Raw genomic sequence first — 16,251 nt, forward strand, 5'->3', positions numbered from 1 at the left:
GTCGTCACTGTGCGATCCAGTCCCGCACCACGTCGGCGGTCGTGCCGGCCTGACCCTCCATCATGGTGAAGTGGTCGCCGGGCACCTCCCGGAGCGTGTGCGGGGTCTCCCAGGTGGCCCGCCACCCGTCGTCGTCGGCACCGGGCACGATCGACTCCTGCGGCCGGACGAAGAGCACCGGCGGGTCGATCGCCTCGACCGGGCAGCTCTCCAGCAACCGGATGTAGCGGCCCATCGCCGACAGCCGGGCGCTGCTGAACTCGCCGAAGGTGGCCTCCTTGTCCAGCAACGATTCGAGCATGTGGGTGAAGAACGTCGCCGTGGTGCTGCCGGTGGTGAGGTAGGTGTCCAGCAGCACCACCCCGGTCGGGCCGTACCCCTGCCGCGCCAGCTCACCGGCGGTGGCGTGGGCGAACAGCCCACCTGAGGAGTAACCGACGATGACGTACGGGCCCTGCTCGGCGATCGGGCGGACCATCTCGGCGAAGACCCGTACCGCCGCGTCGGCCGAGGCGGGCAGGCTGTCGTCCCGGCCGAAACCGGGCACCGGCAGGGTCCACACGTCCCGGGTGCCGCCGAACTCGGCGGTGAACCGGGCGTACTGCTGGTCTCCGCCGAGGGCCATCGGGGAGGGGAAACAGGCGATCGCCGGCCCCTGGTCGCCACGGGCGAGCCGGCGGGGCGCGGGGATCTCCGGCAGGTCGGCCGGCCCGTCGAAGCTGGGCCGGATGTCCGCCACCGCGTGGAGCAACGCCAGGCCCTGCGGCACCCGACCGCCCCGGACGGCGGCGCCGAACAGCGCGCTCATCGTGTCGGCGGCGTCGGCCGTGCTGACGCCGTCCTGCGCCGGTGGGGCGGCCAGTTCGGTCCGCAGCAGCGCGGCGAGTTCGTCGACGCTGCCGTGGTCGAAGACCACCCCGGTGGCCAGTCGCAGCCCGGTGGCCTCGTTGAGGGCGTTGCGCAGCTCCATCGCGGTGAGCGAGTCGAAGCCCAGCTCGACGAAGCGCAGCGCCGGGTCGAGGTCGTCCGGGCCGCCGTGGCCGAGCACCGTCGCGGCGCACGCCCGGACCAGGTCGCGCAGCAGCGCCTGCTGGCCGTCGGCGTCGAGCCCGCCGAGGGTACGCCGCAGCGCCGCTGGGTCGGGTCGGCCAGTACCTGAGGACGCGGCCCGCCGTACCGGGGGGACCAGGGTGCGCAGGATCGGCGGCACCTCGCCCTCCGCCGAGGTGCGCAGGTCGGCCTTGACCGGGACCAGCACCGCCTCGGTACGGGCCAACGCCGCGTCCAGCAGGGCCAGCCCCTCCTCGGCGGACATCGGCAGCACCCCGCCCCGGGACATCCGGGCCCGGTCGGTGCCGCCGAGGTCGTCGGCCATCCCACCGCCGGCCCACGGCCCCCAGGCCAGGGACTGGGCGGGCAGCCCGGCCGCCCGCCGGGCCTCGGCCAGCGCGTCGAGGAAGGCGTTCGCCGCCGCGTAGTTGCCCTGCCCCGGCCCGCCGAGCACCCCGGCCGCCGAGGAGAACAGCACGAACGCGGTGAGCCCCGCGTCCCGGGTCAGCTCGTGCAGGTGGGTGGCGGCGTCGACCTTGGGGCGCAGCACCGCGTCGAGGCGGTCCCGGGTCAGCGACGGGATGACCCCGTCGTCGAGCACCCCGGCGGCGTGCACCACAGCGGTCAGCGGGTGGTCGGCGGGCACCCCTGCGAGCAGCGCGCCGACCGCGTCCCGGTCGGCCAGGTCGCAGGCGGCCACGGTGACCTCCGCCCCACGGGCGGTGAGGTCCGCGCACAGCTCGGCCATCCCGTCCGCGTCGGGGCCGCGCCGGCTGGCCAGCAGCAGGTGCCGCACCCCGTACGCGTCGACCAGGTGTCGGGCGACGAGCCGGCCAAGGGTGCCGCCGGCCCCGGTGAGCAGCACGGTGCCCTCGGCGGTGAAGACACTGCCGGGGATGCCGTCGGGGGCGGCGGCGGGCGTCAGCCGGGCGGCGTGGGCGACGCCCTCGCGGACGACGAGTTGCGGTTCACCGCCGGCCAGCACCGCCGGGAGGGTCTGCGCGGACTCGTCGTGGTCGTCGAGGTCGACCAGGACGATCCGGCCCGGGTTCTCCGACTGGGCGGACCGGACGAGACCCCAGGCCGCCGCGGCGGCCGGTTCGGTGACCGGGGTGCCCTGCGCGCCGTGGGTGAGCACCAGCAGCCGGGACGACGCCAACCGGTCGTCGGCGAGCCAGCCCTGGAGCAGGGTGAGGAGCTGCCCGGTGGTGTGCCGGGCACCGGCGGCGAGGTCCCGCGAGTCGGGTTGCACGCTGGCGACCAGCACCACGTCCGGTACGGCCCCGCCCGCGTCCAGGGCGGTGGTGAGAGTGGACAGGTCGGGGTGGGTCTCGGCGAGCAGACCGACGGTGTCCAGCGCGGCGGCCACCTTGAACTCGTCCATGCCGACAAGCGCCCAGCGGCCGGTGGCCGGGGTGGCGGGCAGCGGAACCGGGGTCCAGTCGACCCGGTAGAGGTGCTCCTGTCGACCGGCGCGGGCAGCGGCGAGCTGGCCCGCGTCGATCTCCCGCAGCACCAGCGAGTCGACCCGGGCGACGGGCGCGCCGGTCTGGTCGGCGAGGGTGAGGGCGACCTGGTCGGGTCCGGCCGGGGTGACGGTGACCCGCAGGGCGCTCGCGCCGGTGGCGTGGACGGTCACCCCGGTCCAGGTGAACGGGACGGCGGTCGTCCCCTCGCCCCGGGTGAGCCCGATGGCGTGCAGGGCCGCGTCGAACAGGGCCGGGTGCAGGTGGAACCGGTCGGCGTCGAGCACGTCACCGGGGAGCGCGATCTCGGCGTACACCTCGTCGCCGTGTCGCCAGGCGGCCCGCAGGCCCTGGAAGACCGGGCCGTAGACCAGGCCCGCGTCGGCCATCCGCTCGTACAGGCCGTCGAAGTCGACAGGGGTCGCGGCGGGCGGCGGCCAGGCGGTCGTCGGGTCGGCCGGCGGGCTGGTCCGGGCGGGGGTGAGCAGCCCGGTGGCGTGCCGGGTCCACGGCGCGTCCCGGTGCCGGGAGTAGACGGTGACCGGCCGGCCGCCCTCGTCGTCGGGCGCACCGACGGCCACCTGCACCTGCACGCCGTCGTCGGCCGGGACGACCAGCGGGGCCTGGAGGGTGAGTTCGGCCAGCCGGCCGCAGCCCACCTGGTCCCCGGCCCGCACGGCGAGTTCCACAAGCCCGGTGCCGGGCAGCACGATCGTGTCGCCCAACGCGTGCTCGGCCAGCCACGGGTGGGTACGCCGGGACAGCAGCCCGGTGGCGATCAGCCCGTCGGTGTCGGGCAGGGTGGTGACAGCCGACAACAGCGGGTGTTCGGCGTCGAGCAGACCGGCGGCGGTGACGTCCCGGTCCGCCCCGATGTCCTGCATCCAGTAGTGCTGGTGCTGGAAGGCGTAGGTGGGCAGGTCGACCTGCCGGCCTCCCGGGTTGACCGCCGCCCAGTCCAGCTCGATCCCGCTGACCCACGCCTGGGCCATCCCGGTGGCGTACGCCGCCACCTGCCCACGGTCCCGGCGCTGCAACGGGATGGCCACCGCGTCGTCGACGCAGTCGACCACCATCGCCGTGAGCACACTGTCCGGCCCGATCTCCACGAACCGGGTCACCCCCCGCGCGGCCAGCGCGGCGACCGCGTCGGCGAACCGGACCGTGCCCCGGACCTGACCCTGCCAGTAGGCGGCCGAACCGAGCTGTTCGTCGGTGGCCGGCTCACCGGTCGCGGTGGAGATCAGCCCGATGGCGGCCGAATCGGCGGTGACCGTCTCCAACACCCGCCCGTAGTCGGCCAGCATCGGATCCATCAGGTGCGAATGGAACGCGTGCGACACCCGCAACCGACGCGTCTTCACCTCAAGCGACGCTTCGAGCGTGGCGATCTGCTCCTCGGTGCCCGACACCACCACCGCCCGGGGACCGTTCACCGCCGCCACGTCCACGTCACCGAGATCCAACTCGTCGAGAGGCGCGGCGATGGCGAGCATCGCCCCACCCGCCGGCAACGCCTGCATCAACCCACCCCGCGCCGCCACCACCCGACACGCGTCCTCCAGCGACCACACCCCCGCCACGTACGCCGCAGCCAACTCACCAATCGAATGACCCGCCACGAAATCCGGCTTCAACCCCCACGACTGGGCCAGACGGAACAGGGCCACCTCGACCGCGAACAACGCCGGCTGCGTCCACCCCGTCCGATCCAACACACCACCCGGATCGGCGAACATCACCTCCCGCAGATCACCACCCAACAAGGGAGCGAACGCCGCACACACCTCGTCCAACGCGGCGGCGAACACCGGGAAGGCGTCCGCCAGCTCACGACCCATGCCGACCCGCTGCGCACCCTGACCGGTGAACAACACCGCCGTCCGACCGGTGGTCACCCGACCCGACAGGCCGGCCCCGACGGCCAGCGCCTCCAGGCCGGGGGCGAGGTCGGGGGCGGTGCCACCGACGACCACACCCCGGTGGTCCAGGGCGGCCCGGCCGGCGGCGAGGGAGCGCCCGATGTCGACTGGTCGTTCGTCGGTAAGGAAGTCCCGCAGCCGGGCAGCCTGGGCGGTGAGGCCATCGGCGGACCGGCCGGCCAGCGGCCAGAGCACCACTGCCGGCTCGGGCGTCGGCTCGGGCGCGGCTTCCGGTTGCGGGTACTCCTCGACGATGACGTGGGCGTTGGTGCCGCTGATGCCGAACGACGACACCGCCGCCCGACGGGGGTGACCGTTGACCGGCCAGTCGACGGCCTCGGTGGCGAGCTGCACGTCACCGGCGGACCAGTCGACGTGCGGGCTCGGCGCATCCACATGCAGAGTGCGCGGCACTACCCCGTGCCGCATCGCCATCACCATCTTGATCACACCCGCCACACCCGCAGCAGCCTGCGTATGACCAAGATTCGACTTCACCGACCCCAACCACAACGGCCGCTCCCGCTCCCGACCGTACGTCGCCAGAATCGCCTGCGCCTCGATCGGATCACCCAACGTCGTACCCGTACCGTGCGCCTCCACCACGTCGACCTCGGCGGTCGACACCCGGGCGTTGGCGAGGGCCTGCCGGATCACCCGCTGCTGCGCCGGCCCGTTCGGTGCGGTCAGGCCGTTCGACGCACCGTCCTGGTTGACCGCCGAGCCCCGGACGAGGCCCAGGATCGTGTGCCCGTGGCGGCGTGCGTCGGAGAGGCGTTCGAGCACCAGCACACCCACGCCCTCGGACCAGCCCGTGCCGTCGGCGCCCGCCGCGAACGGCTTGCACCGGCCGTCCCGCGCCAAACCCCGCTGCCGGGAGAACTCCACGAACGTCTCCGGTGTCGCCATCACCGTCACCCCACCGGCCAACGCCAGATCACACTCACCCGACCGCAACGCCTGACCCGCCAGATGCATCGCCACCAACGACGACGAACACGCGGTGTCCACGGTCACGGCGGGGCCTTCGAGGCCGAGGGTGTAGGCGATCCGGCCGGAGACGACGCTGCCGGCACTGTGCCCGGTCACGTAGTCGTGGTACATCAGGCCGGCGAAGACACCGGTGGCGGAGCCGCGTACCGAGGCGGGGTCGATGCCGGCCCGCTCGAACGCCTCCCAGGAGACCTCAAGCAACTGCCGCTGCTGCGGGTCCATCAGGACGGCCTCACGGGGCGAGATGCCGAAGAAGGCCGGGTCGAAGCCGGCCGCGCCGGGCAGGAACCCGCCCTGGTCGGCATAGCTGGTGTCGGGGCGGGTGCCGGTCGGGTCGTAGAGCCGGGCCAGATCCCAACCCCGGTCGGTCGGGAAGCCGTCGATCGCGTCGCCGCCCTCGGCGACGAGCCGCCACAGGTCCTCCGGCGAGGAGACCCCGCCGGGGTATCGGCAGGCCATCCCGACGATCGCCACCATGTCGTCACCGACCGCCGTGCTGGCGGTCCGCCGCTCCTGCGGTACGTCGAGAGCGCCGGTCAGCTCCCGGTGCAGCAGCTCGGTGAGTGCGGTCGGGGTCGGGTAGTCGAAGATCAGGGTGGCGGGCAGCCGCAGGTCGACGGCCGTGGAGAGCGCGTTGCGCAGCTCGACGGCGGTGAGCGAGTCGAAGCCGAGGCTCTGGAACGTCCGGTCCGCCTCCACGGCCTCCGGACCGGCGAGGCCGAGCACGGCGGCGACGTGGGTGTGCACCAGGTGCCGGACCGCCCCGACCCGCTCGTTCTCCGGCAGCCCGGCCAGCCAGTCACTGTCCGGCCGGTCCACGGCGGTGGCGGCGGCAGCGGTACGCCGGGTCGGCCCGGTCAGCCCACGCAGCACCGGAGCCAACCGGTCGCCCAGGGTACGCAGGGCCGGTACGTCGAGCCGGGCCGGGACGAGGGTGGCCGGTCCACCGGCGACGGCGGCGTCGAGCAGCGCCAACCCGTCCCCGGTCGTCAACGGCAGCACCCCACCCCGGGACATCCGCTCCCGGTCGGCCTCACCGAGCCGGTCGGTCATCGCCGAACCGGTGCCCCACAACCCCCAGGCCAACGACACGGCCGGCAGTCCCGCCGCGCGACGGGTCACCGCCAGGGCGTCCAGGAAGGCGTTCGCCGCCGCGTAGTTGCCCTGACCAGGTGCGCCCAGCACACCGGACAGCGACGAGAAGAGCACGAACGCCGACAGCTCCCGGTCCCGGGTCAGCTCGTCCAGCAGCATCGCCGCGTCCACCTTGGGGCGCAGCACCCCCGACACCCGGGCCGGTGTCAACGACGAGACCACCCCGTCGTCGAGCACGCCGGCGGTGTGCACCACCGCCGACAGGTCCGGCACGTCGGCCAGGGCGGCGGTCACCTGGTCGCGGTCGGCCACGTCGCAGGCGATCAGGTCGACCCGGGCACCGGCCCCGGTCAGCTCGGCGACGAGGTCGTCGGCGCCGGCTGCCGCCGTACCGCTGCGCGACAGCAGCAGCAGCCGGGGCACCCCGTGCGCCGTCACCAGGTGCCGGGCCACCGCCGCGCCGAGCGCGCCGGTCGCGCCGGTGACAAGCACCGTGCCGGTGCCGAAGAGCGGGGTGTCCGCCGGCGTCGCGGGCAGCGCCCGCCGGACGATCCGGGGGATCCGGACGACGCCGTCGCGGACCAGCACCTGCGGGTCACCGGTGGCCAGGGCCAGCGGGAGGACGTCGTCGAGCCGGTCGGTGTCGGCGTCGACGAGGAGGATCCGGTCGGGGTTCTCCGCCTGGGCGGAGCGCAGCAGACCCCAGACCGCCGCGCCGGCCAGGTCGGTCACGTCGTCACCGGCGGCGTACCGGGTGAGCACGACGAGCGTGGCGGTGCCGTCCCCGGCCAGCCAACGCTTGGCGATCTCCAACACCCGGTTCACCTCGGCGTGCACGTCGTCGGTCCCGCCGGCGCGCAGCACCACCAGCTCGTGGGAGCTGCCGGCGAGGGGGTCACCGGTGCCGGCAGCGGTGGTGGAGGCATCGCCGGGCGGGGTGGTGTCGGGGTGCCAGGCCCAGGTGGGGGCGGTCGCGGCCGGGGTGACGGCGACGGGCTGCCAGTCGAGGCCGAAGAGCGCGTCGGCGACGCCGGTGGCGGCGGTGACCTGCACCGGGCGGAGCACCAGCGACCGCACGGTGGCGACGGGTGCGCCCTGCGCGTCGGCGACCGCGATCCGCACGCCGGTGCCGGCGGGGGTGAGCCGGACCCGGAGGCTTGTCGCGCCGGTGGCGTGCAGCGTCACCCCGGACCAGGCGAACGGCAGGCCCCGGGGGGTGTCGCCCTCGGCACGGGTGAGGACGTGCAGGCCGGCGTCGAAGAGGGCCGGGTGCAGGCCGTAGCCGTCGTGCTCCGTACCGTCGGGGAGGTCGACCTCGGCGAAGAGTTCGGCACCGGCACGCCAGGCGCGGCGCAGGCCCTGGAAGGTGGGGCCGTAGTCGAGTCCGCCGGCGGCGAGGTCGTCGTGGAGACCGGCCAGCGGCAGGGGTTCGGCGTCGGCGGGGGGCCACTCGGTGAGGGCGACGCCGGTGGTGTCACCGGCGACCAGGACACCGGTGGCGTGCCGGGTCCACGGGGCGTCGTCCCGCTCCCGGGAGTGCACCTGGACGGCACGCCGTCCGGTCGGGTCGGGTGGCTCCACGGCGACCTGCACCTCGATGCTGCCGTCGGGGACGACGAGCGGCGCGTGCAGGGTCAGCTCGTCGAGCAGACCGGTGCCGACCTGGTCACCGGCGTGGATGGCGAGGTCGACCAGGCCGGTGCCGGGGAACACGACGGTGCCACCGACGGCGTGGTCGGCAAGCCACGGGTGGGTGTGCAGCGACCAGCGACCGGTGAAGACGACTCCGTCGGTGTTGGCGAGCGGTACGGCGGCGTCGAGCAACGGGTGGGTGGCGGCGAGCAGTCCGGCGCCGACCAGGGCCGGGTCGTAGAGCCAGTAGTGCTGGCGTCGGAAGGCGTAGGTGGGCAGGTCGACCTGCCGGGCGGCGGGGTGGATGGCCGCCCAGTCGAGGTCGAGGCCGGTGGTCCACGCCTGGGCCATCCCGGTGGCGTACGCGGTCACCTGGTCGCGGTCCCGACGTTGCAACGGGATGGTCACCGCGTCGCCGGCGCTTTCGGCGACCATGGCGGTGAGCACGCTGTCCGGCCCGATCTCGACGAACCGGGTCACCCCACGTGCCTTGAGTACGGCGACCGCATCCGCGAACCGCACCGTCCCCCGCACCTGACCCCGCCAATAGGCAGCCGAACCCAACTCGTCGTCCCCAGCCAGCTCACCGGTCACGGTCGACACCAACGGGACCGTCGCCGGGTTCGCGGTCACCCCCTCCAACACCCGCCCATACTCAGCCAGCATCGGATCCATCAGATGCGAATGGAACGCGTGCGACACCCGCAACCGACGCGTCTTCACCTCAAGCGACGCCTCCAACACGGCAATCTGCTCCTCGGTGCCCGACACCACCACCGCCCGGGGGCCGTTCACCGCCGCCACGTCGACGCCACCGAGATCCAACTCCGCCAACGGAGCCGCGATCGCCAACATCGCCCCACCAGCAGGCAGCGCCTGCATCAACCCACCCCGCGCCGCGACAATGCGACACGCGTCCGTCAGGGACCACACCCCGGCGACGTACGCGGCGGCCAACTCGCCGATCGAATGCCCGGCGACGAAATCCGGCCTCAAACCCCACGACTCGGCGAGCCGGAACAACGCCACCTCGACCGCGAACAACGCCGGCTGCGTCCACCCCGTCCGATCCAACACACCATCCGGATCGGCGAACATCACCTCCCGCAGATCACCACCGAGCATCGGCGTGAACGTGCCGCACACCTCGTCCAACGCGGCGGCGAACACCGGGAACGCAGCCGCCAGCTCACGACCCATCCCCACCCGCTGCGCACCCTGACCGGTGAACAACACCGCCGTCCGACCGGTGGTCAGGTGGCCGTGCACACCCTGACCGGCGGCGAGCGCGCGGAGACCGGCGACGCCGTCGCCGACGGCCACCCCCCGGTGTTCCAGGGCGGCCCGGCCGGTGCCGAGGGTCAGCGCCACGTCGGCGGGGCGCAGGTCGGCGTCGGCGAGAAAGTCGGCGAGGCGGGCGGCCTGCGCGGCGAGGCCGCTGGCGGACCGGCCGGAGACCGGCCAGAGCGACACCGGCCCGGTAGCGAGGCCGGTGACGGTCGTGGCGGCGGAGCCGGTCGTCGGTGTGGCGGCGGAGCCGGTCGTCGGTGCGGCGGCGGAGCCGGTCGTCGGTGCGGCGGCGGGGGCCTGCTCCAGGATCAGGTGGGCGTTGGTGCCGCTGATGCCGAACGACGACACCGCCGCCCGCCGGGGACGACCGACCACCGCCCACTCCGCCGCCTCCGTCGCGAGCTCGACCGCACCAGCCGACCAGTCCACATGCGGACTCGGCGCATCCACATGCAACGTCCTCGGCACCACACCATGCCGCATCGCCATCACCATCTTGATCACACCCGCCACACCCGCAGCAGCCTGCGTATGACCAAGATTCGACTTCACCGAACCCAACCACAACGGCCGATCCCGACCCCGACCATACGTCGCCAGAATCGCCTGCGCCTCGATCGGATCACCCAACGTCGTACCCGTACCATGCGCCTCCACCACATCCACCTCGACCGCCGACACCCCCGCATTGACCAACGCCTGCCGGATCACCCGCTGCTGCGCCGGCCCGTTCGGCGCCGTCAACCCATTCGACGCACCATCCTGATTCACCGCCGAACCCCGCACCACACCCAGAACCCGATGCCCATTCCGCACCGCATCGGACAACCGCTCCAACACCAACACACCAACACCCTCGGACCACCCCGTCCCATCAGCCGACGCCGCGAACGGCTTACACCGACCATCCCGCGCCAGACCCCGCTGCCGCGAGAACTCCACAAACGTCTCCGGCGACGCCATCACCGTCACCCCACCCGCCAACGCCAGATCACACTCACCCGACCGCAACGCCTGACCCGCCAGATGCATCGCCACCAACGACGACGAACACGCGGTGTCGACCGACACCGCCGGTCCCTCCAGCCCGAACGTGTACGCCACCCGGCCGGTGACGATGCTGCCGGAGCTGCGCCCGGAGACGTAGTCGTGGTACATCACCCCGGCGAACACACCTGTGGACGAGCCGCGCAGGGTGCCCGGGTCGATGCCGGCCCGCTCGAACGCCTCCCAGGAGACCTCAAGCAGCAACCGCTGCTGCGGGTCCATGATCACCGCTTCGCGGGGGGAGATACCGAAAAAGAGCGGGTCGAACTGGGCGGCGTCGGTGAGGAACCCGCCCTTCGCCACGTACGTGGTCTCGGGGCGGGTGCCGGTCGGGTCGTAGAGCCGGGCCAGATCCCAACCCCGATCGGTGGGGAAGTCGTCGACGGCGTCGCCGCCCTCGGCCACCAGCCGCCACAGATCCTCAGGCGAGGAGACCCCACCGGGGTAACGGCAGGCCATCCCCACGATCGCCACCGGATCGTCGGCGACGGCGGTCGTGGTGACCGGCCGCGCGGTGTCGACGCCGTCCGGGCCGGCGATCTCGTCGAGCAGGTGCCGGGCCAGGTCGCGCGGTGACGGGTAGTCGAAGATCAGGGTGGCGGGCAGCCGTAGCCCGGTGCTTGCGGTGAGCTCGTTGCGCAGCTCGACGGCGGTGAGCGAGTCGAACCCCAGCTCCTGGAACGCCCGGCCGGCGTCGATCCGCTCGGCGGACGCGTGCCCGAGCACCGCCGCCACCTGGCGGAGGACCAGGGCGGTCGCGGCGCGCTCGCGTTCCTCGGCGGGCAGTGCGGCGAGCTCCGCCGCCCAACCGGTGGCACCGGCCCCGGCCGCGCGGGCGGCCGTCCGCCGGGCCGGACGGACCAGGCCGTGGAACGGCAACGGCAGGTCCCCGCCGAGGGTACGCAGGGCCGCCAGGTCGAGCCGGGCCGGCACCGCGGTCGGGTACGGGTTGCCGACGGCGGCGTCGAGCAGCGCCAACCCGTCCCCGGTCGTCAACGGCAGCACCCCACCCCGGGACATCCGCTCCCGGTCGGCCTCACCGAGCCGGTCGGTCATCGCCGAACCGGTGCCCCACAACCCCCAGGCCAACGACACGGCCGGCAGTCCCGCCGCGCGACGGGTCACCGCCAGGGCGTCCAGGAAGGCGTTCGCCGCCGCGTAGTTGCCCTGACCAGGTGCGCCCAGCACACCGGACAGCGACGAGAAGAGCACGAACGCCGACAGCTCCCGGTCCCGGGTCAGCTCGTCGAGCAGCCATCCCGCGTCGACCTTCGGGCGTAGCACCGCGGAGAGCCGCGCGGCGGACAGCGTCGACACCACGCCGTCGTCGAGCACCCCCGCCGTGTGCACCACCGCCGACAGGTCGGGACGGCCGTCGACCAGGGCGGTGACCTGGGCCCGGTCGGCCACGTCGGCGGCGACCAGCTCGACCTGGGCACCGGCCCCGGTCAGCTCCGCGACGAGGTCGCCGGCACCAGCGGCGGCGGGGCCCCGGCGGGACACCAGCAGCAGCCGGGACACCCCGTGGGTCGCCACCAGGTGCCGGGCCACCGCCGCACCGAGGGCACCTGTCGCGCCGGTGAGCAGCACGGTGCCCGTACCGAACAGCGGAGCGTCAGGGGTGGACGCGGCGACGGCCTGGCGGGTGAGTCGGGGCACCGAGACCACGCCGGCCCGGACCCGCACCTGCGGTTCGCCGCTCGCCAGGGCGACAGCGAGCGAGGCGGCCACGTCCGCATCCGGGTCGGTGTCGAGCAGCAGCAGCCGGTCCGGGTTCTCGGCCTGCGCCGAGCGGAGCAGGCCCCACACGGCCGCTCCGGTCAGGTCGGTCGCGTCGTCGCCGACGGCGCGTCGGGTGAGCACCACCAGTCGGTGGGTGTCCGGGCCGGTCAGCCACTGCTGCACCAGGCCGAGAACCCGGTTCACCTCGTCGTGCACCGCCTCCGGGCCGGCGACGTCCCCGTCGGCCCCGGCGGTCAGCACCAACAGTTCGGTGTCGGTCGGCCCGGTGACCAGCGCCGCCGGGTCCGACCCGGCGAACGCAGGCTCGGTGCCGGCCGGCAGGGTGGCCGGGTGGTAGGCCCAGGTCGGGGTGGCCGGAGTGGGGGTGCCGATCTCCTGCCAGGTCAGGTCGAACAGCGCGTCGGCGACCCCACCGGGGCGGCCCACCTGGACGGGGCGCAGCACCAGCGAGTCGACCGTGGCGACCGGGGCACCGACCGCGTCGGCGACCGCCACCCGGACCCCGGAGCCGGCCGGGGTGAGCCGGACCCGTACACCGGTCGCGCCGGTGGCGTGCAGGGTGAGGCCGGACCAGGCGAACGGCAGCCCCCGGAAGGCGTCGGTGTCGGCGAGGCCGAGGGCGTGCAGGCCTGCGTCGAGCACGGCGGGGTGCAGGCCGAACCCGTCGGCGTCCACCTCCTCCGGCAGGCTCACCTCGGCGTAGAACTCGTCGCCGCGTCGCCAGACCCGGCGCAGGGCCCGGAACGCCGGGCCGTAGACCAGGCCGCCGGAGGCCAGGTGGGGATAGAGGTCGTCGGTGGGCACCGGTTCCGCACCGGCGGGCGGCCACTCGACGAGGGCGGTTCCGGTGGTACGGGTACCGGTGGCGAGCACCCCGCTGGCGTGCCGGGTCCACGGGGCGTCGGTGTCGGCGCTGCGGGCGTACACACCGAGGGTGCGGGCCTGGCCGGTGTCGGCGGGGCCGACGACGACCTGGAGCTGGACGGCGCCGCGTTCGGGCAGCACCAGCGGGGCTTCGATGGTCAGTTCGTCGATGGTCTCGGCACCTACCTGCGCGCCGGCGTGCAGGGCCAGGTCGACGTAGCCGGTGCCGGGGAAGACCACCGCGCCGTCGACGGCGTGGTCGGCGAGCCAGGGGTGCCGGTCGAGGGAGAGCCGGCCGGTGAGGACGGCACCGTCGGCGTTGGCGAGGGTGACCGCCGCACCGAGCAGCGGGTGGTCGGCGGAGTCCAGACCCATGGCGGTGGCGTCGCCGGGGTCGGCGGGCGCATCCAGCCAGTACCGTTGGTGTTGGAAGGCGTAGGTGGGCAGGTCGATCTGCCGGCCTCCCGGGTTGACCGCCGCCCAGTCCAGGTCGATCCCACTGACCCACGCCTGGGCCATCCCGGTGGCATACGCCTCCACCTGTCCCTCGTCCTGCCCCTGCACCCCAGCGGTACCGCCGGCCTCCCCCCGGCCCCTCGGACGCCGCTGCAACGGAACCGCCACCGCATCCTCGACACACTCGCCCACCATGGCGGTGAGCACACTGTCCGGCCCGATCTCCACGAACCGGGTCACCCCACGAGCAGCCAACGCGGCGACCGCATCCGCGAACCGCACCGTCCCCCGCACCTGACCCCGCCAATAGGCAGCCGAACCCAACTCGTCGTCCCCAGCCAGCTCACCGGTCACGGTCGACACCAACGGGACCGTCGCCGGGTTCGCGGTCACCCCGTCCAACACCCGCCCGTACTCAGCCAGCATCGGATCCATCAGATGCGAATGGAACGCGTGCGACACCCGCAACCGACGCGTCTTCACCCCAAGCGACGCCTCCAACACGGCAATCCGCTCCTCGGTGCCCGACACCACCACCGCCCGGGGGCCGTTCACCGCCGCCACATCGACGCCACCAAGATCCAACTCCGCCAACGGAGCCGCGATCGCCAACATCGCCCCACCCGCCGGCAGCGCCTGCATCAACCTGCCCCGCGCCGCCACCACCCGACACGCATCATCGAGGGACCACACCCCCGCCACATACGCCGCAGCCAACTCACCAATCGAATGACCCGCCACGAAATCCGGCCTCAAACCCCACGACTCGGCCAACCGGAACAACGCCACCTCAACCGCGAACAACGCCGGCTGCGTCCATCCGGTCTGGTCGAGCACACCACCCTGATCGGCGAACATCACCTCCCGCAGATCACCACCCAACAAAGGCCCGAACGCCCCACACACCTCATCCAACGCCGACGCGAACACCGGGAACGCACCCGCCAGCTCACGACCCATCCCCACCCGCTGCGCACCCTGACCGGTGAACAACACCGCCGTCCGACCAGCGACCACCCGACCGGACAGGCCACCACCGGCGGCCAGGTTCTCCAGCCCGGCCGCGTCGTCGCCGAGCACCACACCCCGGTACGCCGAAGCGGCCCGGGTGGTGCCCAGCGAGTACCCGACGTCCACCGGACGTTCGTCGGTCAGGAACTCCCGCAACCGGTCCGCCTGCCCGGCCAGCGCCGCCGCCGACCGGCCCGACAGCGGCCAGAGCACCACCGGCGGCTCGGCGGTCTCGACCGGCTCGACGGCCTCGACCGGTGGGGCCTGCTCCAGGATCACGTGCCCGTTGGTGCCGCTCACCCCGAACGACGACACCCCGCCCCGGCGCGGCTGGCCGTGGTCGGGCCACTGCCGCGCCTCGGTCAGCAGTTGCACGGTGCCGGCGGACCAGTCCACGTGGGTGGAGGGTTCGCCCACGTGCAGGCTCTTGGGCAGCACGCCGTGCCGCAGCGCCATCACCATCTTGATCACGCCGCTGACGGCGGCGGCGGCCTGGGCGTGGCCGATGTTGGACTTGACCGAGCCGAGCCAGAGCGGCCGGTCCGCCGGCCGGTCGTGCCCGTACGTGGCGATCAGCGCCTCCGCCTCGATCGGGTCACCGAGGGTGGTGCCGGTGCCGTGTGCCTCGATCAGGTCGACCTCGGTGGAGGTGAGCCCGGCGTTGGCGAGCGCCTGGAGGATGACCCGCTGCTGGGCCACCCCGTTGGGGGCGGTCAGCCCGTTGGACGCGCCGTCCTGGTTGATCGCGGAACCCCTGATGACGGCGAGCACCCGGTGGCCGTTGCGCTGGGCGTCGGAGAGCCGCTCCAGCAGCAGCATGCCGACGCCCTCGCCCCAGCCGGTGCCGTCGGCGTCGTCGGAGAACGGCTTGCAGCGGCCGTCGGAGGCCAGCCCCCGCTGGCGGCTGAACGCGACGAACGAGCCGGGCGTCGACATCACGGTGACACCGCCGGCCAGCGCCAGGCCGCACTCGCGTTGCCGCAGCGCGTGCGCGGCCAGGTGCAACGCGACGAGCGACGACGAGCAGGCCGTGTTGACCGTGACGGCCGGCCCCTCCAACCCCAGGCTGTACGCGACCCGCCCGGAGATGACCGCCCCGGAACTACCGGTGCTCATGTACGCCTCGACCGGTTCGGGCAACACGGTGAGCCGGTCCCAGTAGTCCTGGCCGCCACAGCCGACGAAGACGCCGACCGGGCCACCGCGCAGCGAGTCGGGGTCGATGCCGGCCCGCTCGCACGCCTCCCAGCTGGCCTCCAGCACCAGCCGCTGCTGCGGGTCCATGGCCAACGCCTCGCGGGGCGAGATGCCGAAGAACTCGGCGTCGAACTCGTCGGCGTCGTGGACGAAACCACCCTGCTGGACGTAGCTGCTGCCGGCGGCGTCCGGGTCGGCGTCGTACAGGGCGGCGGTGTCCCAGCCCCGGTCGGTGGGGAAGTCGCCGATGGTGTCGACGCCCTCGGCGACCACCCGCCACAGGTCCTCGGGCGAGTTGACCCCGCCCGGGTAACGGCAGGCCATGCCGACGATCGCGATCGGATCCTGCTCCTGCGACTCGACCTCACGCAGCCGTTCCCGGGTGCGGTGCAGGTCGGCGGTGACCCGCTTCAGGTACTCGAGGAGCTTTACTTCGTTCGCCATCCGAACCTCACCAAACTCGTTGCCAGCGGGACACGTTGCGC

1 protein-coding gene is annotated in these 16,251 nt (G+C 73.6%); it reads right to left on the reverse strand.

Translation table 11 applies throughout. From position 1 onward, the window contains the following. Positions 1–4: 4 nt before the first annotated feature. On the reverse strand, positions 5–16,210 hold the full coding sequence (locus AC0AIB_RS13950; protein ID WP_465096794.1) for an SDR family NAD(P)-dependent oxidoreductase: 16,206 nt from the start codon (positions 16,208–16,210) through the stop codon (positions 5–7). Between the last annotated feature and the right edge of the window lie 41 nt (positions 16,211–16,251).

It is taken from the genome of Micromonospora sp. DSM 43699 (genome assembly GCF_055517075.1).